Origin of the sequence: Planococcus salinus, from assembly GCF_003719725.1 — a bacterium.
Lineage (GTDB): Bacteria > Bacillota > Bacilli > Bacillales_A > Planococcaceae > Planococcus > Planococcus salinus.
On sequence record NZ_RIAX01000012.1, the window covers coordinates 26,015 to 46,746 of the forward strand.

The following is a 20,732-nucleotide window of genomic DNA, read 5'->3' on the forward strand; positions in this document are numbered from 1 at the left end:
CCATCCCGCCGGCTTTCTTTTTTAGGAGATGAAGATATGAATAAGAAAGTAGTGCAGGGAGTCAGTATTGCAGTACTCAGCATCGCCTCACTCGTCCTGTTGTTCATGGGCTATTTGGAGTTTACGGTCTTGCTGATGACGTTGTTGTTCGTGTTGACCAACAGCTTCCGTTACCGGCAGATGAAAGAGCAGGGAATGGACCGGGAAGCAAAGTGGATGTTCGGCATGGCCGTCGTTTTCGCGGTTTTGTTTGTCATCGTATTGATTACCATATTGCTGTAAACTGACGCAGGCCTTTATACAGGTCTGCGTTATTTCCTTTTTAATCGGTATTTTCACCTTTCATACGATGGAGGTTCTACAGAAAAGTACTGATGAAAGTTAACTGATCGAGGGAATTCCTGAATAAGAAATGGTAGAATTAAGAAGAATTCAGCAGAAAGAAGGAAAAATCATGCGAACGCGTCCGAACAGGCACCCTGAAAAAAAGAACGGGTACATAAAATGGATTATCGGAACAGGGCTCGGTTTAACTATGGCCTGTGTTGCCTTATGGATATCTCTGCATGACTGGGATATTGAAAAGAGCATGGCTGCCTTAACCTCAACGACGATAGAAGAAACTTCAGATGACAATATGGAACCGGCAGAAGAACTGCCGGAAGATACGGAAACACCGGAAAAAAAGGATTCCGAGGAGCCTGAAAAAGAGGGGACGGGAACTGAAAATGTGCCGGATGCCACTGTTTATCCGACAGGTGATACGCTCCCCGAAGAGCCGACCGTCATTGACGGTGTACTGCTGGCAAACAAACAGCATCCCCTTCCGGCAAGTTATGAACCCGGAGAAGACCCGGAAGCCCGAACGGCATTTGAGACCATGAGAACGGATGCGCTCAAAGAAGGCATCGATCTTGTCGCATTCAGCACTTATCGTGGGTTTGCCCGTCAGAAAGAATTGTACACCGGCTATGTCGCAAGAGACGGACAGGAAGCAGCAGATCGTTACAGCGCGCGTCCCGGATTCTCCGAGCATCAGACAGGCCTCGCTTTTGACATCGGAGAAGCGGGGCAGGAGCAACACTGGGCGTCCGCTTCGTTCGGTGACACTGAAGGAGGGAAGTGGCTCAGAAACCATGCCCATCAATACGGCTTTATCCTTCGCTACCCTGAAGGAGCTGAAAGCATTACCGGTTACATGCACGAATCCTGGCACTTTCGTTATGTAGGCAAGGAAATAGCTGAAGAAATTCATGAAAAAGAAATCACCTTAGAAGAATATTTACAGCTTCACTGAAAAGGGGCTGTCTCATAAGCCTCAAAACTTAAAAACACGACGGAAAATGAATGATTTTCCGTCGTGCTTTTCTATGGGATTATATTGCTGTAGTGTCTTTATTTTTTCATTGGCGGATGGGAATGGAAGCGGCGAGGGCAAAGGTTCTGCTCCTGCATCGCTTCGCTGCTTCGTCGCAAAGGTTCTGCTCCTGCATCGCTTCGCTGCTTCGTCGCAAAGGTATAGACCGAATTCTTCGGCCTATACCTTGCCTCCGCTTTTCTTACAAAATAGGGGAGAGCAGTCTGGCGATGGATTCTTTGGTTTTAATCATTTTGGTTCTCTCCAGGTACATTTCCAAAGTCAATTCGGTGGAAAGTTCCGTATCCTGATGGAACAGGTTGGCAAGATCAGCAGACACTTTTTCATCATAGATAAAAGCGTTCACTTCAAAATTCAGCTTAAAGCTCCGAACATCAATATTGGCAGTTCCGACAGTGGAAGCTTTGTCATCCGTGACAATCATTTTTGTATGCAGGAAGCCGTTATCATAGATGAAAACACGGGCACCTGTCCGCAGCAATTGGCCAACGTATGAATAAGTGGCCCAGTAGACGAAAGGGTGATCGGGTTTGTTCGGAATCATCACCCGGACGTCGATACCCGAAAGAGCTGCAACACGGATGGCATCGTAAAAGCTGATATCGGGAATGAAATAAGGCGTTTGAATGTAGATATATTCTTCAGCCATATTGATCAGCTTCATATAACCGTCTTTTATCTGTTCCCATTCTTCATCAGGGCCGCTGGATACGATTTGCATTGCGGTGTTTCCTTTTGACAATACTGGCGGGAAATATCTTTCGCTGTACTCGATGTCATGCCGCAATGAGGCCTGGTTCCAATCCAGGATGAAACGGGTCTGTAGAGGGTACAGGGCACTTCCTTCCAAACGAAGGTGAGTGTCCCGCCAGTAACCGAATCTCGGGTTTAATCCAAGGTATTCATTACCGACATTGAATCCACCGATATAACCTACTTTGCCATCCACCACAACAATCTTCCGGTGATTGCGGTAATTCAATCGGGGGTTGATCAACGGCATCATGGAAGGGAAGAACGTCTCCACTTCTCCGCCGGCTTCCGTAAGTTTTTTAAATTTTCTTTTGCTGAGACTGCGTGAGCCCATGTCGTCATAAAGCAGACGGACTTTGACTCCCTGCTCCGCTTTGGTGATCAATGCATTGACGATTCGGTTGCCGAGATCGTCCATCCGGAAAATGTAATACTGGATATGTATATGGTCTTCAGCCTGGTTAATGTCTTCAAGCAGCGCATCAAATTTTTCTTTGCCATCATTAAAGATCTGGACAGCGTTATCCTGTGTCAGCAGGGCGCCGTTATTGCGAAGATGCAAGTAGATAAGGTCCTTGTATGCATTGGGAGTGTCGTCGTTAAATCGAAAGTTCTCATCCAGCAGGTCATTCATTTGGTGAGCGATTAAACTTTCAATTCCGATCCTTGTCCGGCCTTCCCATTTAAAGAGCGTTTTTTTACGCAGCCTTCTTCCGAGAAGAAGGTAGACGAAAAACCCGAAAATCGGAACAAAAAATAAAACCAACAACCACGCCCATGTCGAAGAGGCATCACGGCGTTCCAAGAAAACCAGCGCTGCAGCAAGAAATATATTCAATATAAAAATAGTGGCTGTAAGTATACTTAAAATAGTTAAAGTCATTTTCCTGTCTCCTTACAAGGATGGCTCTTGTCTCTGTTAGTATACCGTAATTGAACCACAGGACAAACTGCTGGCGCAGCGAAATGTAATTATTTTTAATATTCCTAAGTCTTTTTACGGGGACTCAAAGCTGGAGACACAAAAACACATTCAAAAAATCTTTTGAATGTGTTTTCCTCGTTAAGTGATTTTTTCTTCCCGTTTAAGCTGATCAACGATGCCTTCTACTTCTATGCGGCTGATTTTTTCACGCCCTGATTTTAAAGCTTTTAATGTACGGTGGGCGAGCGCAAGAGGCACCTTGCAAAACATTAAAATCCGCTTGTTTTTAATGGATTTTACATATTCATCAGCTTTTGCTAAGTTTTCGTTGGCATAATTGAACATATCATCGCGGGTCCATCCTTCCGGTACGAACAGGACCCCCCGCTCCAGATCTTCATCATAGTTGCGCAGCATATTGACAGCCTGCAACCCGCGCCCGAAAGCAATAGCGAGCTCCGGGTCTGTTTCTGTCCCGTCATGCCATTTCCATAAGTCATTGAGCATTACGCCGACAAGTCCGGCTACATAGTAAGTATAGTCATCCAAGTCTTCACGTGTTTGAATGACCCAGTCTTTTTCCACCCACTTGGCCATCCCTTCAGCCATAATTGAAGTGGAATCTTTCACTTTTCCGACAATGTCTTCCGGACAAAGCCTGATCCAGTCGCCAAGCCTTTGAGTCACAGGGGGAAGAATATGTTCATACGGCTGCATCAGCCCGGTGTATTCAGCCGTATTGAATTCAGACTTCAGCATTTGGCTGATTTTCAACAGTAACGACTGCTTTGCTTCTGGTTCCAACTCAGGGTGATCTTCAATTTCATCAATCGCCCGCATGCACAAATAAGCAGAAGCGACGGTCTTTTTTAAAGTGGGTTCCAAGAAGCTGATGGGGATGAAAAAAGTCCGGCTTGTCTCTTTTAGCATGACCATGGATTCTTTTTGCAAATTCGCAACTTTACTCATCTCGATTTCCTCCTGTTCGTAGGCATAAACTAAGCTTTCTACATACTAGTGGAAACGTAAAAAATCTCCGTATCGTCTAATTGCCTTTCTACTAAATATAAACGAAAAAATAAAAAAAACAAAGGGATACTCCAAATGGTTGCAATATGTACAAAAAAATAGCCTTTCTTTGCGTATGGTAATTGGCAAAGAAAGGCAGGGTTCAGGAGTGAAAATGCTGCCAGGCTTCCTGTATCCCTCCAGCAAACCCTTTGGTTGAACGGTAGATAAGCGGGCTTTCCGGGCATTCAAGGAGCTCGGGCTGTGCATTGCCTACAATGACAGAAGGATAACCCAATGTCAGCATATCCCGGTCATTTCCTGAGTCGCCGGCCACCAGCAGTTTTGTTTTGCCAAGCCGGTACTTGGACAAAATGTATTGTAAGGCTTGCCCTTTTCCGCTTTCTGCAGGAAGAATATCGACGTCCCGTCCGCCGCTGTAAATGAATTTATGGGAAATTCCTTCCTCATCAAGTTGTCGCTTGAACTCTTCGGCCTGTTGGTCGTTCCCGACGTAATAAGAGCAGCGGCTTGTTACCGGCAGTGGTTGCTTCTGCATTCCCGGAATGCGGGAAGCCACAGCTTCAATTTGTTCCGGAACCCAGCCAGTGGACATTCGGGACGCCCACTCTCTGTCTTTTTCGAAAGTCTCACCGATGTAAATTTCAGTGCCGACATCCGTCACCAGAATGTCCGGGCGGGGTAACTGTTCCGCTTCCATAAGAGAAAGAGCAGACTGGAAATGCCTGCCCGTGATATAAATCAGGGACACGGCATACGTCTGCTCTTTGTAGTAAGTGAGTAAATCCTGCAAACTGTTTTTATCGCCAACTAACGTCCCGTCCAGGTCGGTTGCTAACATATGTGTTGCTTGGTGCACCCATGATCACCTCATACATATCATTTATTTTTTCTGAAATCGAAGGCCATTGAAAGTCTCTGTCGGCTATACGGATAGCCTGTCTGCTGAAGCGTTGGGCCAGCAACGAATTGACCGAAAGGACTTCCATCGCTATTGCCAGGTCCTGCGGATTTTTAGGCTCTACCAATAAGCCGGTAACTCCATCCTGAACGACATTTTTCAATCCGCCAACATCAGACGCGATTACCGGACTGCCACAGGCTTGGGCTTCTGCAGCGACCATGCCGAATGACTCGTAATAGCTTGGAACAATGGTAGCGGTAGCCCCGTTGAACAATAATGCCAGCTGTTCCTGTGATTGCGGCCCAAGAAATTCAACTTTGTCTTCAATACCTTTTATCGCTTTTCTTAACTTGTGGCTGCGCGGTAGCCTTGTCTTTGGATCAATGGAATCTTCTTCCCCGCCGGCTATCAACAATGTCGGATGAAACGACGAGTTGGATTTTTCGACAAGAAGCTGAAAAGCTCTTAATAAAGTATAGATTCCCTTTGTGGTCTCCAATCTTCCGGCAAAAACAAAGAGAGGACTGCTGTAGCCGAACTTTTTCCTTAGATGGGAACGGTTTCCTCGCACTTTAAATGCTTGGTCAACCCCAATGGGGATTACTTTAATGGGGGATGGCGACTCAACATATTGCTGAATCAATTCTTTTTCACTATTTGTTGTTGCCAGAATTTGATTGGCATTTTGCAAAATGGTTTTTTCAGCTTTCATCCGGCGCTCATCGCGGTCTCCGGTCGCTTTTTCCTTCGCCCAACCAAGTGAATGAGACGTATGGACAAACGGAAGGCCAAATTCCTCCTGCAATTTGTTCCCGATCAGTCCTGATAACCAATAATGAGTGTGAACCATGTCATATGAACGGAGCGACAGGGTTTCTTTCATTTCTTTGTAAAAATCGGGCAACATGGAGTACATTTCGTTTTTGGAGACAAAGCCCTTATAGCCGGCTTCAATTCGAATTACCCGGCAGTTGGTACCGAATTTTTCAATCTTCGGTGCTGTCTCATCACACCAATGAGTCACAACATCAATTTGCCAACCTTGATTTTCAAGGGCAAGCGCCAATTGCTTTACATAGTTGTTTTGTCCTCCTGCTTGTTTACCACCAAGTTTAGCTAAAGGATCCCCGTGATCCGAAACAAACAGCGCTTTCTTAATCATGCTCTCATCTCCATTTCTTATTGCATCGCAAAAAAAGCCGACACGCTATCTATAATTTACCCACTTTAGTGACAGGTAAACCTGTTAATGAAATATTTGAAAAATTTCTTTCATTTTTTCATTTTACAATAAAAAAACCTGTAATGTACAGGTTTTTTCTGTTTATTCTAGTAATTCAGTTTATTTTCCGCTATTAGAAACGAATTTGCCATGATCCGGCACTGCTGTTTCTTTGAAGTTTTCACATAGATCGACCAACCCTCTCGCCAATTCAGAACCTCTCATAATTTTCCCGTGTCCTGTGGCGGCAATGGAAGGCCGCAAGTCGGCAAGCTTTTTCACTGATTCTTCCGCAGCCTGCCAATCAGTCGTCAGATAGACGGGAGGTCCGTGGACTTTCTTTCGTTGGAGCATGACGTCATATACCGAATCCTGTCGTACTGTCACAAAGGCGTCTCCTGCGAGCAGCACGCGATCTCTCAGACGGAAGAGGGAAACATGTCCCGGCGAATGGCCCGGAGTGTGGTACCAACGCCAGCCCGGCATTCCCGGTACGCTTCCATCACTCGGCAAAATATGAAGGTGTTCTGAAATGTTAACAGATTCAACCGGAAACAGTGGGGACATTTTGGCAACCAGGCCACCTTCCACTGAACCGTCCGCCTGCGGGTAATCCTGTTCACCGTTTAAAAAAGGCAGTTCCTGCGGATGGGCATAAACAGGAACATTGAATTTTTCAAGCAGCTGAGCGATCCCGCCGACATGGTCGAAATGGCCATGAGTTAAAATAATCGCTGTTAAACGGTGATCCGGTCCGAATAAGTTTTCTGCCGCTTTTAATATTTTATGGCCTGAACGCGGCATTCCGGCGTCGACCAAAACCCAATCATTGCTCATACCGGGGTTACCAATCAGATAAGTATTAACAACTTGGATCGGAAAGCAATACACGCCTTTGACAACTTCTTTCGTGTTTTTGCTTCTAACCGTCGTCATAGGGACAAGACGGTCGGTTGATGAACTTCTTTCCATGCTGATACCTCCTTGTTTTTCTGTATTTATGTCTAGTAGATGTTTTACCCGAATTCTCAAATTCAAATCCGCAGCTGTGTAATTTAGGGGAATTTGAGTCTCACCCTGATATCCCGTAAACTGAATAGATAAGAATATGGGAAGACAGGTGTAAAAGATGAAATCAATTATTATTATCGGTTCGGGGATTCTTGGAGCTTCGGCTGCTTTCCACGCAGCAAAATCCGGAGCGGCGGTAACGTTGGTTGATCGGGGAGACAGGGGACAGGCCACGGGGGTGGCGGCTGGCATCGTCTGCCCGTGGATATCGCAAAGAAGGAACAAAGCATGGTATGGGCTTGCAAAAAGCGGAGCGGCTTATTATCCCCGGCTGATTCAGGATTTGGAAAAGCAAGGACAAAAAGAGACAGGATATAAACAAGTCGGCATCGTAAGCATCCACGAAGACAGCAAGCTGGATAAAATGGAACAAAAAGCGCGTGAGCGGCGGGAAGAGGCGCCGGAAATGGGGGACATCAAGCGTTTGACTCCAGAAGAGACCAAGCAATTGCTGCCATATGCTTCTGAAGCATATGGATCTTTATACGTCAGCGGAGCGGCACGTGTTGACGGCCGTGCTGTCCGTGATGCGTTAATCCAAGCTGCCGTCAAACTGGGCGCGAGACAAATTACCGGAGATGCCAGCCTGGTGATCAAAGACGGGGAAGTGGTTGGCGTAAGTGCAGCAGGGCAGGAGTTTGTGGCAGACAGTATTGTCTCAGCCGGCGGGGCCTGGGCGGCAGAGTTGTTCCGGCCTCTCGGTTTGCTGCTCGATGTTGTGCCGCAAAAAGCACAGATTCTTCATTTGCAGGCTGACGAAAACACGACTTCTGAATGGCCGGTTGCCATGGTGCCTTATGGCCAGTATGTTGTGCCTTTCAAGGATGGACGGATTGTTGCCGGCGCGACACACGAAAATGACGCAGGCTTTGATGTGAAAATGACTGCAGGGGGTGTCCACCACATTCTTGATAAAGTATTGGATGCTGTCCCGAGACTGGCGCGGACAGAAATGGCAGGAGCTGCTACCGGTTTTCGCCCGGCCACTCCAAATGCCCTGCCTTTCATTGGCCAAGTGCCGGGACACCGGAACTTATTCGCAGCCAACGGCCTTGGCGCATCCGGCCTTACAGCGGGTCCTTACCTGGGGAGTCAGCTCGCAAAGCTTGCACTGGAGGAACTTCCGGAGATTGATTTGAGTCTCTATGATATAGAAGAAGTTTTTCAGCGCTGTTAAAAGGAGGGGGGCGTGTGTATTGGTGCAAAATTGCCCGTACAGAAGCGGAGTTCGACGCGATTGCCAAATTGAACTACGAAACGTTTGTCGAAGAAATCCCGCAGCATGAAAAAACGACAACAGGCCGGCGGGTGGATCCGTTCCATAATGAAAATACGTATGTGATTGTGCTGAAGGAGTCAACCATTGTCGGCATGATTGCCCTCCGGGAGCAACGGCCGTTTTCATTGGACATCAAAATCGGCAAAGTGGAAGAGTTTATTTCTGACTTGGGAAAGGCTTGTGAAATCAGGCTTCTGGCTGTGAAGAAAGAATACCGGAATGGGCGTGTATTCTTTTTGCTGGCGCGTGCGTTGGCGGATTTATGTCATGAAATCGGTTATGACTCGGCCGTGATCTCAGGTACTACCCGTGAGTTGAAGCTTTACGGCCAGCTGGGGTTCCAAGCTTTTGCCAAGCCGGTCGGTGCAGGAGATGCTGTTTTCATCCCCATGGTCACTACCCGGAGAACATATGAGCAGTCGGTTGCTGCCCGTCTGCAGACAAAAAAAGCGTTGTTCCATCCAGGACCGGTTCAACTGACAAAAGAATTGGCAGCACCTTTCGGGGAGCTGCCGCTGTCTCACAGGTCTGCTGCATTCCAGTCGGTTTACAAGGAAGTGAAAGAGCAGTTGGTGCAGCTGACGGACGCCCAGCCGTACATGCTGAATGGCAGCGGGACGCTGGCAAACGAAGCGATGTTGGGGCAAGTAAAACGATTGCAGGGAAAAGGGATTGTGCTTGTAAACGGCGAGTTCGGCAGGAGAATGGTCCGGCAGGCAAAGCGTTGGCAGCTCGATTTCGAAGTGATGGAAAAGCCGTGGGGAGACCCGTTTTCCTGTGAGGAGATTAAACAAAAAGTAGCAGACGGCAGCTTTTGCTGGATGATAATGATTCATGGCGAGACTTCTATGGGTATGATAAATGAAGTGGATAAGATAAGCTCTTTGTGCTGTCAATACAATATTAAATTATGTCTCGATTGCATCAGCAGTTTCGGAGCGGTGCCTTTGTCACTGAAAGACATATGGCTGGCCACGGCTGTCAGCGGCAAAGCAGTCGGCACGATGAGCGGACTGGCCTTTGTGTTTGCCAACCATCCAATTGGTCCAGATTCTCTGCTGCCCGCTTAGCTGGATCTGGGGCTTTACAGCGAAAATGCGCCGTTTACCATATCATATGGCTTATTGAAAACTGTCAACAAAGCGCTCAAAGCTTATCCCGGCCGCTATGCTTTACTGGACAACCGCATGAAAAAACTGCAGCAACACACGCAGGGCTGGCCGGTGCATACATATGATTCCCCGGCGGCTGTGACCTTCAGAGCCGAAAAAGAATTCAGTCATTTTCCTTTCGATGCGCATTTGTCAGGCTATGAACTGCATATGAAAAGTGATTATTTAACACGGAACCGCCTATTCCAAATTTCTTGCATACAGCCCGATTTTGAACAGGATTTTGAGTCGCTGATGCAATTTGCGGAGTTGTACAGGGAATATCATAAAGCAGGAAACCCGCCTTGAAAAAGGCGGGTTTCCTTATTTCACCAGTTGACCGTAAACCTCCATGATAAAGGTTTTGTAAGGGGAGTCCGGCATGGGTGCAATATGTTGTTTGGCTGATTCAGCATGACTCCGGGCAAGTTCAACCTTGTCCAGTTTATCGTACAGCAATGCCAGGTATGCATCTTTTTCGTAGTTCATCGACAAGTCATATGGGTGATGAAGGTGCTCAGGAGTTGCATGGCGGTTGAGCCATTCGAAAGCTTCTTCATATCGTCCTAAGCCGTAAAGCATTTTTCCTTTTTCCAGGAAAAAGTTGCTTTGTTCTTCGCTGATCGCTTCGATGTTCTTTTCAATGTATTCAGCAGCTTTTTCGTATTCATGTGTGAACGAAGTGTGGTAATGTGCTTCCACCAGGTCGGCAAAGGCGTCGATGCTGTCGTCGTCAGCAAACTGGGCGAACAAACGCAATTTGTGTACATAATAGTCTTTTGCCGCAACATCGCCTTCCAGCATTGCCTGAAAGCCGGCCAGCCGATAGAGCTCACTGATTTTGTAAAAAATCTGCTGTTCCCTGGAGTACGCGATCGCTTCCTCCATAATCCGTTTTGCATTTTCTGTGTCACCGGCTGCAGAATACAGAATGGACTCCAAGTAATCAAAATCCAACTTTTTCAGCGGATCCAGGATGATGCCCCGTTCTTCCAACAGCTTTCGGGACTGCTGCAGCATTTCCAGAGATTGAAGGTATTGATGTTCCACAAACTTTGTCGTGGCCTTGAATATATGCACATCAGCCAGCTTGCTGCTGAGATGCAGGCCTTCATACATTTCTTCCGCTCTTTCCAACATTTTTGGCCAATCGCTCAAGTGCAAGTGATAGCTGCAGCGGCTGTAGATTTCAAGCAAACGGGCTGATTCATAGCGATCCGGCAGTTTTTGAATATACGGTTGGATTTTAGTGGTGATTTTCTTCAGTTCCTCTTTTGACAGTACTGAACCTGTCTTAAAGACTGTTTCCACTTCCTGAAGCAAATCCCGCAATTCGGCAGGAGGTACTTCTTCCAATAATGTATTTTTGTCCACTCCCAGCCTTTTGGCAATATAGGCCAGACTTTCCATGGAAGGGTTGGCCTTATCATTTTCAATTAAACTGAGCATGCCTTTGGTGAGTTCTTCTCCGGCAAGGGACTGGAGTGTGAATCCTTTTTGTTTACGGAGCTTTTTAATGCGTTGTCCTAATGTAGTCATCATTCCACCTCTTTTGTTTAATTATATTAAACTTTCAGTTGTATTTTCAACAGCTGCGTGCTATATTTTGTTTAATTAAATTAAACTTTTGCTTGGGAGTGAAAATTATGGACGAAGCAATGAAAGTCAGAAGAGCCACTTATCATTTATACACTTTCACCGTCAGCAAGGTCATTTCAACTTTCGGAAGTTCAGTCTATGCATTTGGGATCAGTCTATACATTTTGGCGCTTACCGGATCTGCAGCCAGCTTTGCCCTTAACTTGATTTGCAGCATTTTGCCGCGCGCAGTAATGGCTCCTTTCGCCGGGTATGCAGCAGACCGGTATCCAAAGAAAGTTGTGGTGATTTTGTCACAGACCATCAGTATTGTGTCGGTCGGTGGTTTGCTCGTTTACAGTATAACAGCCGGATTATCACTTGCGGCGATTTATACTGCAACGGCGCTGGTGTCCGCCAGTTCGATGTTTACAAGTGTTGCATTTTCTTCTGCCATTGCCAATCTGATCGATCCGGACCGGATTCAACGGGCGATGGGCTTCAACCAGTCGGCAGTTGCCATAGCGACAATCGGAGGTCCGGTCGTGGGCGGCATGTTATTTGGATTCGTGTCCATCCATACATTTCTCACCATCCAAGTAGCCGCATATTCTATCGCAGTAGTGATGGAAGCCACCATGGACTTTCAGTTATTCACGCGCCGCTTAAAAGAGAACCTCACAAAAGCGGATAAAACAGTGAGAGAAAGTATGAAAGAAGGGATATTTTACGTCAAATCCAATCGACCGGTGATGGTCATTGTGACGGTGGCTCTTGGAGTCAATTTCTTTTTCTCTGCTTTGATGATCGGTTTGCCTTTTATAGCGGTTCAGCAATTGGGCGTCAAAGCGACTCATTTCGGTTTTATCGAAGGGATGATCGCGGGTGGCATGCTGCTGGCTTCCGTGTATTTTTCCATCAGAAAAGAAGTGAAATTTCCATTGTTGTTCGCCAAGCGTGGGGTGTTGAGCATGGCTGTTCTTCTGTCGGGACTGGGATTGCCGCTTATCATTGAACTTCCCTATCCCGTCATGGTTTCTTTCTACCTCATGCTGATGCTGACTTTTGGCATCACCAACGTTTTTGTCAACACGCCGATCGGTGTCATGATACAAAAAGAAGTCGTGGAAGAATACCGCGGACGTGTTCTTGGGATCGTTGAATCCATGGCGATGGCAATGATGCCACTTGGTTATTTGCTGTTCGGCCTGCTGTTTGATTTGATGCCCGCTGAATACGTCGTTATCAGCAGCAGTGTATGCCTCATTTTAATGACGAATTATTTGATGCGGCCTTCCGTTCTGGAAGAAGCACACCCTGACCTCGCTGCTGCCACTCAGATACGGTCCAGCCTTCAGAAATGAACGACGGTGTGGTGCTTATTCGGTGTGCGGGAGGTTTATGAAAAATTAGAAAAGGGAAATCTTCAAGGGCAATGAAAATCTGGAAAGGGTGAAGCGCATTGGAAAAAGACAAGCCGACAAATATACCGGGTCAGGAGCAGGAAAGGCAGCCAGGGTTTGAATCGAAAATGGAACCGGCACCTGACTTTGCAAAAAATTTGGCTGGAAAAGCCCAGCGCCTTCCGGAAAAAACGGCTTTAATTACCGGAGGGGACAGTGGTATAGGCCGTGCAGTGGCTGTAGCGTTTGCAAAAGAAGGAGCAGATGTGGCGATTTCCTATCTTGACGAGCATGAAGATGCAGAAGAAACGAAACGCTACATTGAGCAGGAAGGAAGACGCTGTTTGTTGGTCGCTGGCGATATCGGCGAGGAATCGCACTGCCGGGACATCATCCGGCAAGTCATCGATGAGTTTGGAAAACTGGATGTACTGGTCAATAATGCCGCTGAACAGCATATGCAGACTTCTTTGACAGATATAACGGCGGAACAGATGGAACGGACATTCCGTACAAATGTTTTCAGCATGTTCCATTTGACCAAAGCGGCACTCGAGCATATGAAAACCGGAAGCTCCATCATCAACACAACTTCAATTACAGCATTTCGGGGAGAGCCAACGCTGATCGATTATTCGGCAACAAAAGGAGCCATCCTGGCGTTCACAAGATCTCTTTCCGGTTCGCTTGCCGAACAGGGAATTCGTGTCAACGCAGTGGCACCGGGACCAATCTGGACGCCGCTGATTCCGGCTTCTTTCCCGGCAGATCAAGTGGAGAGTTTTGGCGCCAGTACGCCGCTTGGGCGTCCGGGACAGCCGGATGAACTGGCGCCGGGGTATGTGTACCTGGCCTCCGATGATTCCTCATACGTTACGGGGCAAGTTCTCCATATCAATGGAGGGACACCTTATTAAACGAAAAAAAGCAAACACTTCAGAGAGAAGTGTTTGCTTTTTCTGTGGTACGCAAGGTTCTGGGGGAATTTCTGTAGGCGATGATCAGCAAAATGCTGGCAATGGCCAACGCGCCGGACAAATAATAAACCGATCCAGCCTGCATCGTCAAAAGCCACGTGAAAAACAAAGGTCCGATGATGCGGCCCATATTGTCCATCGAGTAAGTCATACCAGCCGCCGTGCCATATTTCCCGCCTGATTCCTTCGACGTCAATGATACTAAGACAGTTCTGGCGAGCGCGTTGCCAGCCGTGAAAATGCTGAGCGCGACACCGGCAAACAACAGGCTGTTCGTGAATGGCAGCAGGAACAAACCGGCCGCCGTGACAATTTGGGCACCGATGATCCATCTTGTTTCTGTGCCATCTTTGACACGGCGGACGACACCTCCCTGGATGGCGGCATCGACAAATCCGCTGGCCATAAACAAATAACCCAACTGCAAAGGGGTGATTTCAATTTGCTCAATTTGAAACAGTTGAAAGGTCGATTCCAGACCTGCCAGCAAAAACGTCACCATGAAAGAGAACAGAAACAAGTAGGAGACGCGGTATTGCCATAATGTGCTGACACCTTTTGGCAGCAGCGCGCGTTTTACTGCTTCTCCCTGGCGTTTCGGTTCTTTCAATACCATACTTGCATAAACCATCAAAAGCAGAACCAGGACGGCTGAAGCTGTAAACGGAAGGGACAATGAAACGGTACCAAGCAATCCGCCGATGGCAGGACCGAAGATAAAGCCGAGGCCGATCGACATTCCGAGAAAGCCCATGTATTTATTGCGGTCTTCGTCTGATGTGATATCGGCCACATATCCTGTTACAGCCGTGTACAATGCTCCGGAAAAAAGCCCCCCGACAATCCGCGACAAGTAAAGCAAAACCAGGTGATCAAGGAACAGGGAGAACAGGAAAAAACTGAGGCTGAAACCAGCCAAGCCGACCAATATCAGCTTTTTGCGCCCGGTTTTATCGGAAAGTCTGCCCCACAGCGGTGCAGTGAAAAAAGACGATAGGGCATAGATCGTGATCAGTCCTCCAACGTGGATATCTGAATATCCTTGCTGGACAATAACTTCCGGCAGCACCGGTATAATAATGCCGAATCCAAGATATACAAAAAATTGGACAGACATCAACAGTAAAATGGTTTTTTTCATGGCAAAAACTCCTGCTTTCTAAAAGGCTCTGCTCCCAGTTTACGCTTGTTTTCCATAAACGACAATTTCTTTATGGAAATTGCCGTGACGATGGTGGCGTCTATTTCATTTCCGATTCCTGCTTTGCAGCTGACCGGGTAAAAGAAATAAGCTTCTTTGCAGTAATTTTATAATTGTCACGAAATTGAAAAGTTTATAAACCTGAAATGATGGTATTATATGCATAGACACAGAAAAGTCAAATGTTTAGATAAATCGGAGAAACAAGCCGATCAAATATGCGTCAATATAAGAGGGATTTCACTCAATGGGGATTTGTCTCCATTGCCCGATAAAGCGGGATAAATATTGAAATACAAATAAAGAGGTGATATGGATGGCGAAAGACGTAGAAGTTCGCACGATCGTTTCAAATTTATCGAAACTGGGAATCCAAGCAAAAATCACAAAATCTCGAGTTGAATTACTGAAAGCGCTTGCCTTGCCGCATAACCCCCAAACGCAATCATAATAAAAACTCCGACGCCTGGGCGTCGGAGTTTTTTACTCAGCTTCTTTGTTGCTTCCGAACATATATGCTTTATGATGAAACTTCATGCTGAAAACAATGCCGAGAGCCAACATGTTTCCGATCAGAGAACTGCCACCGTAACTGATAAACGGCAAAGGAATGCCGGTAATCGGCAACAGCTGAATGGTCATTCCAATGTTCTGGAACACATGGAAAGTGATCATGGCGATAATGCCTGCGCATACATAAGTACTGAAAGGATCTTTCAGTTGCAACGTGATTTTGGTCAGATGGTAAATGAGCATGAAAAATAAAATGATGACAATGCTTGCTCCGACAAAGCCGAAATCCTCGGAAATTACAGTGAAGATAAAATCGGTATGGTTTTCGGGAACGTACACTTGTCGGCCCTGATACCCTTTTCCGAAAACTTCTCCTGAACCGATGGCATTCAAGGCTGCGACTAAGTTGTATCCTTCACTGTCTGCATAGGAATAGGGGTCGAGCCACGTGTAAACCCGCGCGAGTGCATAAGGTTTCACCCCAAATGTATCCGTCAGAATCTCCTGTTTATAAACAGCCATCCACAGCAGCGAAGCGCCGATGGCAGCGATGCCGCCGAAGCTGGGTAAAATGATTTTCCAGGAGATCCCTGATACCACCACGATCGCCAAAGTGATGGCGATAAAGACAAGGGCGGTCCCGAGGTCAGGCTGCTGCAAGATAAAACCCAGTGGAATCAGCATCAGAACACCGATCTTTGCAAATAAATAAAGATCGGTTTTCAAGGTTTTCAACAGGTTTTTTTCATGATGATCAGCAATCATTTTTGCGAGGCCCAGAATATAGAAAGTTTTCATGAATTCCGCCGGCTGAAGGTTGACGATAGGAGTATGGAACCATGCTTTTGCGCCATTGATCGGCTCTGCAATTTGATCTTTTCCATCCGGAGCAATCATCAGGATAAAAAGAGTCAAAATCCCGAACGCATACAAATAATAAGCCGTTTTTTTGTAGTGTTCGGGTTCGAAATATAAGAGAACGCCTATCATGCCGACGGAAACCACATAGAACAAGGCTTGCCGGGGAACAAAATTTACCAGGTACTGCCCCGAAGTCTGCGCCGAAGAAATGGCGATCAAACTGACGATGAAAAATAAGAATAATAGGAAAGCCAGCGACCAGTCAATACGGTCTGCAAAGCTTTTATTTGTTTGCATTTGCGTTCACCTGTGCTTTATAGAATGTGGAACCGGTTTACATTATAACGTATTGCCTGAAAATGCGCTTGCTACAAAAGTAATGACGCCGACAGAGCTTGGATGTTTCATCTTTTGGGACATTCACCGTATAATAGAAAAGATTGGAGTGAAGGACATGACGAAAAAGCCATTGAATGCTAATTATTATATACAGCACTTATATGTTTATTTAAATGACGCTGACCAGTTCGCTCTTTTCAGTGGTCTCACCTTCGCCCATTTCATGGATGCTATGCAAATGCCGAAAAATTTACTGCTCTTAAAACATGCCTATGAAGACGCTTCTTTCAATATGCATACGTATATGGACTTTGTTCCTCAGGAAGAATACAGCCAATTGCGCAAAGTACGTGCCAATAAGAAAAGTGAATTTTGCTGGATTGATTTTAAAAGTGAAAAACAGCTCAATTCCTTAACGCCGCGGGAGCAAGCGGAGCTTTTATATATCGGGCACAAAAAGGAAACGCTTCGGCCGCCTTTTTATCCGACGTTGCAAAACGAATTTGTGTATTTAGCAAGCCAGGATGAGCGGACCACCAAAATTTATTTCCGGCACATAAGCCGGCTCAATGAACTGGTGGGCAATTATTTTACAGGCCTGATCCGGAGGGAAGAGAACGGACAGAACTTTTGGCGCCGAAAGGCCAAAGATTTAATACCGGAGCTGCCGCAGGATATTCTGTCAACTTTGAGGAAGGATTTCAGGGACGGCGTGCTGTTGTCTTTGGTGGATCCGGAGCGGACGAAAAAAACCATTGAGATCCATGTGCGGCCGGTGGAAGAAATCTCATTTTTGGATGAATTTGAGTCTGATATCCAGGAACACCTCAAACAGGAAGCCGGCAGAAAGATCGTCTATGACAGAAAAACAAAACAATGGATATAATGCCCGGTAACGGGTATTATTTTTTTTTGGCTCAACCTTGTACTACTATAAACAGCAGTGCAGAAAGAAGGAGATAGCATGGCATGGATTTACTTATTGGTTGCTGGGCTGACAGAAATTATTTGGGCCATCGGTTTAAAGCTTGCGGAAGGGTTCACAAATTTTGGTCCGTCAATTTTGACCGTGTTTTTCATCGTTGTGACGTTTCTGCTGTTTGCAAAAGCCATGGTGGAAATTCCGATCGGCACAGCTTATGCCGTTTTTACTGGCATTGGGGCTGCGGGTACAGCAATCCTGGGAATCATTTTATTTGATGAAAATGCGAGCATTGAAAAAATCGCCTTCCTGTGCCTGCTTATTATCGGCATTGTCGGCCTGAAAATAACTGACGGCAAAGAGTCGCTGGAAAAGGAGTCGGATGTGTAATGGCATGGGCGATATTAATCGTTGCCGGTATTTTCGAAGTCGCTTTTGTGACGACGATGAAATTGTCTGATGGTTTTAAAGTGAAAAAATACACCGTATTGACCGTTTTCACTGGAGCACTCAGTTTTTATTTGCTTTCCGTTGCACTTACCGACCTTGCTGTCGGGACAGGCTACGCCATTTGGACGGGCATCGGAGCAGCTGGCAGTGTAGTGGTTGGCATGCTGTTTTTTCAGGAAAGCAGACAACCGGCCAAATTGTTCTTTTTAAGCTGTATCATCGCAGGTGTGGTGGGGCTTAAGATTTTCGGAAGTTAAGAGGGAAAAATTTTTCGTCTTTCTTCGTTCGTGATAAACTAAGCAATATGGATAACGAAATGAGGTTTATTGAATGAAAAAACGAATCGGTTTATTATACGGGGGCAAATCAGCGGAGCACGAAGTATCGCTGTCCACAGCCAGCGCTGTGACAAAGGCATTGAACTTTGACAAGTATGAAGTGATCCCCGTTTACATTACTCACGAAGGAGAATGGAGAAAAGGGCCGGCTTTGACCGGTGCGGCATCGGGCATCGAACAATTGCAGATTGCTGAAGGCAGTTCCACTCCGAACGACGTTGCCGGATTTTTGCCGTCCGACCCGGCACAGAAACTGGATGTGATCATTCCTTTGCTGCATGGGCCGAACGGTGAAGACGGTACAGTGCAGGGGTTCTTGGAGGTCATGAATGTGCCGTATGTCGGAAACGGTGTGCTGGCGTCTTCTGCAGGCATGGACAAAGTGATCATGAAGCAATTATTTGACCAGGCGGGTTTGAACCAGACGCCTTACGTGTATTTTATAAGAAGAGAGTGGCAGAACGATCAGGCTTTCTGGATTGAAAAAATAAAGGCGGAATTGAACTGGCCGGTCTTTGTGAAACCGGCCAATTTAGGGTCAAGCGTGGGAATCAGCAAAGCGGAATCCCCTGAAGAATTAGTGGCGTCCGTGGAGGAAGCGTTAAAGTTCGACCGGAAAATTGTCGTTGAACAAGGGGTTTCTGCACGCGAAATTGAAGTTGGCGTTCTGGGCAACGACTATCCGGAATGTTCAGTAGCCGGTGAGATTAAACCCTTGAAAGCATTTTACGATTATCAGGCAAAGTACAAGGATGGCAACACGGCATTGGTTATTCCTGCTGAACTCGAAGCGGAAGTGTACGAAAAGCTGGTGGAAGCTGCGACAAAAGCTTTTAAAATCCTCGATTGTTCAGGCCTTATCCGCGCCGATTTTTTTGTGACGGCCACCAACGAGATTCTTATTAATGAAATCAATACATTGCCCGGATTTACACCATACAGCATGTTTCCGCTATTATGGGAAAATACAGGGCTCCCATATCCCGATTTGATTGAGCGGCTGATCGAGCTGGCAATTGAGCGTCATGAAGAGAAACAGCTATTGCAAGTCAGAATGGATTGAGTGGAGAGACAACATGAAAAAAAACATTGAAGACATTGCCAAATGGTTAGGTGTCAAAACCAACTTGAAAAATATTGTGGTGACAGGAGTGTCGATCAACACAAACACCTTGAAGCCGGGAGATTTGTTTATCCCGTTCCGCGGGGAACGCGTGAATGGACACCAGTATGTTCAGCAGGCTTTCGAAGCAGGAGCAGCCGCCGCTCTCTGGCAGCGCGGTGAACCGCATCCTCCGAAAGATCTGCCGCTGCTGTATGTGGAAGACAGTGCAGAAGCATTGCAGGAGATGGCCAGGGCCTATCGCGATGAATTATCAGCTACATTTATCGGGATCACGGGATCGAACGGCAAGACATCGACCAAAGATCTTGTGGCCAGTGTGTTAAAGCCTTACTACAAAGTGCAAAAGACGCAAGGGAACTACAATAACGAATTGGGCCTGCCGCTGACCATTTTGTCATTGGACGAAGATACCAAAGTGGCGGTTCTGGAGATGGGCATGAGCGGCCCGGGACAGATAGAATTTTTGTCGGACCTGGCTCGTCCGGATTATGCGGTCATCACCAATATCGGTGAAGCACACTTGCAGGACCTTGGTTCGCGGGAAGCGATTGCCAAGGCGAAATTCGAAATCGTGACTGGCCTGGAAAGGCACGGCAAACTATTTTACGATGGTGACGAACCTTTATTGCAGGAGCTGGTGGAAGACTTCCCGCAGGCGGTGTCGTTCGGTTTTGGGGATAACAACGAACTGACGGTAACGGATATTACTGCAACTGAAAACGGCAGCAGCTTTATGGTCAGTGGCATTATTGACGCCACATTCACTATTCCGGTGTTGGGGGAGCATCAAGTGAAAAATACACTTGCTGCAATTCTGATCGCCCTGGAAGCGGGATTGTCGGAAGATGAAATCCGCAAGTCGCTGAAAGATGCAGCCCTGACCGATATGCGCATGCAAATGATCGCGGCAGGGAACGGGTCAACATTCATCAATGATGCTTATAATGCAGCGCCGTCTTCAATGAAGGCAGCTTTGAACTTTATCCGTGAAACGACGATGAAAGAAGACAAATGGGTCGTGCTCGGGGATATGCTGGAGCTCGGAGAAAAAGAAAAGGACTATCACGAGGCGCTTGCTTCATTGATCACGGACGACCTCGCGGGGGTCTGTTTGTATGGTCCACGCATGAAGTGGCTTTATGAAAAATTGTCAGCGTCCTACGGAGGCCGTTTGTTCTGGAGCGAAGAAGATTATGGGCCGATTATTGATGTTCTGAAAGAAAGCATAAGTGCTGATTCGCTGATACTGGTCAAAGGCTCAAGGGGAATGGCGCTCGAGAACGTCATTGAGCCTTTTACGGCTTGAAGAAAG

Annotated in this window: 20 protein-coding genes; 12 read left to right on the forward strand and 8 right to left on the reverse strand. The window is 46.7% G+C overall.

The genetic code is table 11. The features are described 5' to 3' along the window. The first annotated feature begins 36 nt into the window (after positions 1 to 36). Both EEX84_RS13875 and EEX84_RS13880 read left to right on the forward strand, forming a co-directional pair. On the forward strand, positions 37 to 282 hold the full coding sequence (locus EEX84_RS13875; RefSeq protein WP_123166247.1) for a hypothetical protein: 246 nt from the start codon (positions 37 to 39) through the stop codon (positions 280 to 282). 172 nt (positions 283 to 454) lie between these two features. Continuing rightward, positions 455 to 1,297, forward strand: a complete 843-nt coding sequence (locus EEX84_RS13880) for a M15 family metallopeptidase (protein ID WP_240033996.1) — start codon at positions 455 to 457, stop codon at positions 1,295 to 1,297. A gap of 262 nt (positions 1,298 to 1,559) precedes the next feature. On the opposite strand, the gene cls is transcribed toward EEX84_RS13880, so the two are convergent. From cls to EEX84_RS13905, 5 genes are all read right to left on the reverse strand, one after another. Next, positions 1,560 to 3,014: a cardiolipin synthase gene (cls, locus tag EEX84_RS13885; RefSeq protein WP_123166248.1), complete on the reverse strand. Its 1,455-nt coding sequence runs from the start codon at positions 3,012 to 3,014 to the stop codon at positions 1,560 to 1,562. Between the two features lie 180 nt (positions 3,015 to 3,194). Beyond that, positions 3,195 to 4,025 (reverse strand): squalene/phytoene synthase family protein, encoded by an 831-nt coding sequence (locus EEX84_RS13890; protein WP_123166249.1) that lies wholly within the window; start codon positions 4,023 to 4,025, stop codon positions 3,195 to 3,197. Positions 4,026 to 4,227: 202 nt separating this feature from the next. Further along, entirely contained in the window at positions 4,228 to 4,944 is a 717-nt protein-coding gene (locus tag EEX84_RS13895; protein ID WP_240033997.1) for an HAD-IIB family hydrolase, read from the reverse strand. Beyond that, positions 4,886 to 6,151 (reverse strand): glycosyltransferase, encoded by a 1,266-nt coding sequence (locus tag EEX84_RS13900; RefSeq protein ID WP_123166251.1) that lies wholly within the window; start codon positions 6,149 to 6,151, stop codon positions 4,886 to 4,888. Before EEX84_RS13900 ends, EEX84_RS13895 begins: the two co-directional genes overlap by 59 nt. Positions 6,152 to 6,331: 180 nt before the next feature. Then, entirely contained in the window at positions 6,332 to 7,183 is an 852-nt protein-coding gene (locus EEX84_RS13905) for an MBL fold metallo-hydrolase (protein ID WP_123166252.1), read from the reverse strand. 157 nt (positions 7,184 to 7,340) lie between these two features. Here EEX84_RS13905 and EEX84_RS13910 point away from each other — a divergent pair, with 157 nt between their 5' ends. Beyond that, positions 7,341 to 8,459, forward strand: a complete 1,119-nt coding sequence (locus EEX84_RS13910) for an NAD(P)/FAD-dependent oxidoreductase (RefSeq protein WP_123166253.1) — start codon at positions 7,341 to 7,343, stop codon at positions 8,457 to 8,459. A 14-nt stretch (positions 8,460 to 8,473) separates the two neighbouring features. Continuing rightward, on the forward strand, positions 8,474 to 9,631 hold the full coding sequence (locus EEX84_RS13915) for a GNAT family N-acetyltransferase (RefSeq protein WP_240033998.1): 1,158 nt from the start codon (positions 8,474 to 8,476) through the stop codon (positions 9,629 to 9,631). A 405-nt stretch (positions 9,632 to 10,036) separates the two neighbouring features. Here the strand turns inward: EEX84_RS13915 and EEX84_RS13920 are convergent, their stop codons facing one another. After that, positions 10,037 to 11,251 carry a helix-turn-helix domain-containing protein gene (locus EEX84_RS13920; protein WP_123166254.1) on the reverse strand — a complete coding sequence of 405 codons (1,215 nt, stop codon included), beginning with the start codon at positions 11,249 to 11,251 and terminating at the stop codon, positions 10,037 to 10,039. Positions 11,252 to 11,358: 107 nt separating this feature from the next. Here EEX84_RS13920 and EEX84_RS13925 point away from each other — a divergent pair, with 107 nt between their 5' ends. After that, positions 11,359 to 12,654, forward strand: coding sequence for an MFS transporter (locus EEX84_RS13925; RefSeq protein WP_123166255.1), 1,296 nt, complete (start codon positions 11,359 to 11,361; stop codon positions 12,652 to 12,654). 98 nt (positions 12,655 to 12,752) lie between these two features. Then, positions 12,753 to 13,610, forward strand: a complete 858-nt coding sequence (locus tag EEX84_RS13930) for an SDR family oxidoreductase (protein ID WP_123166256.1) — start codon at positions 12,753 to 12,755, stop codon at positions 13,608 to 13,610. 19 nt (positions 13,611 to 13,629) lie between these two features. Here EEX84_RS13930 and EEX84_RS13935 read toward each other — a convergent pair whose 3' ends face one another. Continuing rightward, a complete protein-coding gene (locus tag EEX84_RS13935; protein WP_123166257.1) occupies positions 13,630 to 14,811 on the reverse strand; it encodes an MFS transporter in 1,182 nt (393 codons plus the stop codon). A gap of 376 nt (positions 14,812 to 15,187) precedes the next feature. On the opposite strand from EEX84_RS13935, the gene EEX84_RS16755 reads away from it, so the two are divergent. Further along, a complete protein-coding gene (locus tag EEX84_RS16755; RefSeq protein WP_275669738.1) occupies positions 15,188 to 15,322 on the forward strand; it encodes an Lmo0850 family protein in 135 nt (44 codons plus the stop codon). 32 nt (positions 15,323 to 15,354) lie between these two features. Here EEX84_RS16755 and EEX84_RS13940 read toward each other — a convergent pair whose 3' ends face one another. Beyond that, positions 15,355 to 16,542 carry an FtsW/RodA/SpoVE family cell cycle protein gene (locus tag EEX84_RS13940; protein WP_123166258.1) on the reverse strand — a complete coding sequence of 396 codons (1,188 nt, stop codon included), beginning with the start codon at positions 16,540 to 16,542 and terminating at the stop codon, positions 15,355 to 15,357. Between the two features lie 157 nt (positions 16,543 to 16,699). Between EEX84_RS13940 and EEX84_RS13945 the strand changes: the two genes are divergently transcribed. The 5 genes from EEX84_RS13945 (at position 16,700) to EEX84_RS13965 (ending at position 20,726) form a co-directional block, all read left to right on the forward strand. Then, positions 16,700 to 17,470, forward strand: coding sequence for a hypothetical protein (locus EEX84_RS13945; protein WP_123166259.1), 771 nt, complete (start codon positions 16,700 to 16,702; stop codon positions 17,468 to 17,470). Between the two features lie 78 nt (positions 17,471 to 17,548). Continuing rightward, a complete protein-coding gene (locus EEX84_RS13950; protein ID WP_123166260.1) occupies positions 17,549 to 17,896 on the forward strand; it encodes a DMT family transporter in 348 nt (115 codons plus the stop codon). Further along, positions 17,896 to 18,213 (forward strand): DMT family transporter, encoded by a 318-nt coding sequence (locus EEX84_RS13955; protein WP_123166261.1) that lies wholly within the window; start codon positions 17,896 to 17,898, stop codon positions 18,211 to 18,213. Before EEX84_RS13950 ends, EEX84_RS13955 begins: the two co-directional genes overlap by 1 nt. A gap of 73 nt (positions 18,214 to 18,286) precedes the next feature. Beyond that, a complete protein-coding gene (locus EEX84_RS13960) occupies positions 18,287 to 19,357 on the forward strand; it encodes a D-alanine--D-alanine ligase (RefSeq protein WP_123166262.1) in 1,071 nt (356 codons plus the stop codon). A 13-nt stretch (positions 19,358 to 19,370) separates the two neighbouring features. Continuing rightward, positions 19,371 to 20,726, forward strand: a complete 1,356-nt coding sequence (locus tag EEX84_RS13965) for a UDP-N-acetylmuramoyl-tripeptide--D-alanyl-D-alanine ligase (protein ID WP_123166263.1) — start codon at positions 19,371 to 19,373, stop codon at positions 20,724 to 20,726. The last annotated feature ends 6 nt before the right edge of the window (positions 20,727 to 20,732 follow it).

Bases quoted from the DNA above. Each gene is read 5' to 3' on its own strand.
- cls (WP_123166248.1), bottom strand. From the start codon at position 3,014: ATGACTTTAACTATTTTAAGTATACTTACAGCCACTATTTTTATATTG.
- EEX84_RS13920 (WP_123166254.1), bottom strand. From the start codon at position 11,251: ATGACTACATTAGGACAACGCATTAAAAAGCTCCGTAAACAAAAAGGA.
- EEX84_RS13955 (WP_123166261.1), top strand. From the start codon at position 17,896: ATGGCATGGGCGATATTAATCGTTGCCGGTATTTTCGAAGTCGCTTTT.
- EEX84_RS13960 (WP_123166262.1), top strand. From the start codon at position 18,287: ATGAAAAAACGAATCGGTTTATTATACGGGGGCAAATCAGCGGAGCAC.
- EEX84_RS13905 (WP_123166252.1), bottom strand. From the start codon at position 7,183: ATGGAAAGAAGTTCATCAACCGACCGTCTTGTCCCTATGACGACGGTT.
- EEX84_RS13950 (WP_123166260.1), top strand. From the start codon at position 17,549: ATGGCATGGATTTACTTATTGGTTGCTGGGCTGACAGAAATTATTTGG.
- EEX84_RS13875 (WP_123166247.1), top strand. From the start codon at position 37: ATGAATAAGAAAGTAGTGCAGGGAGTCAGTATTGCAGTACTCAGCATC.
- EEX84_RS13935 (WP_123166257.1), bottom strand. From the start codon at position 14,811: ATGAAAAAAACCATTTTACTGTTGATGTCTGTCCAATTTTTTGTATAT.
- EEX84_RS13900 (WP_123166251.1), bottom strand. From the start codon at position 6,151: ATGATTAAGAAAGCGCTGTTTGTTTCGGATCACGGGGATCCTTTAGCT.
- EEX84_RS13965 (WP_123166263.1), top strand. From the start codon at position 19,371: ATGAAAAAAAACATTGAAGACATTGCCAAATGGTTAGGTGTCAAAACC.
- EEX84_RS13910 (WP_123166253.1), top strand. From the start codon at position 7,341: ATGAAATCAATTATTATTATCGGTTCGGGGATTCTTGGAGCTTCGGCT.
- EEX84_RS13890 (WP_123166249.1), bottom strand. From the start codon at position 4,025: ATGAGTAAAGTTGCGAATTTGCAAAAAGAATCCATGGTCATGCTAAAA.
- EEX84_RS13940 (WP_123166258.1), bottom strand. From the start codon at position 16,542: ATGCAAACAAATAAAAGCTTTGCAGACCGTATTGACTGGTCGCTGGCT.
- EEX84_RS13880 (WP_240033996.1), top strand. From the start codon at position 455: ATGCGAACGCGTCCGAACAGGCACCCTGAAAAAAAGAACGGGTACATA.
- EEX84_RS13945 (WP_123166259.1), top strand. From the start codon at position 16,700: ATGACGAAAAAGCCATTGAATGCTAATTATTATATACAGCACTTATAT.
- EEX84_RS16755 (WP_275669738.1), top strand. From the start codon at position 15,188: ATGGCGAAAGACGTAGAAGTTCGCACGATCGTTTCAAATTTATCGAAA.
- EEX84_RS13925 (WP_123166255.1), top strand. From the start codon at position 11,359: ATGGACGAAGCAATGAAAGTCAGAAGAGCCACTTATCATTTATACACT.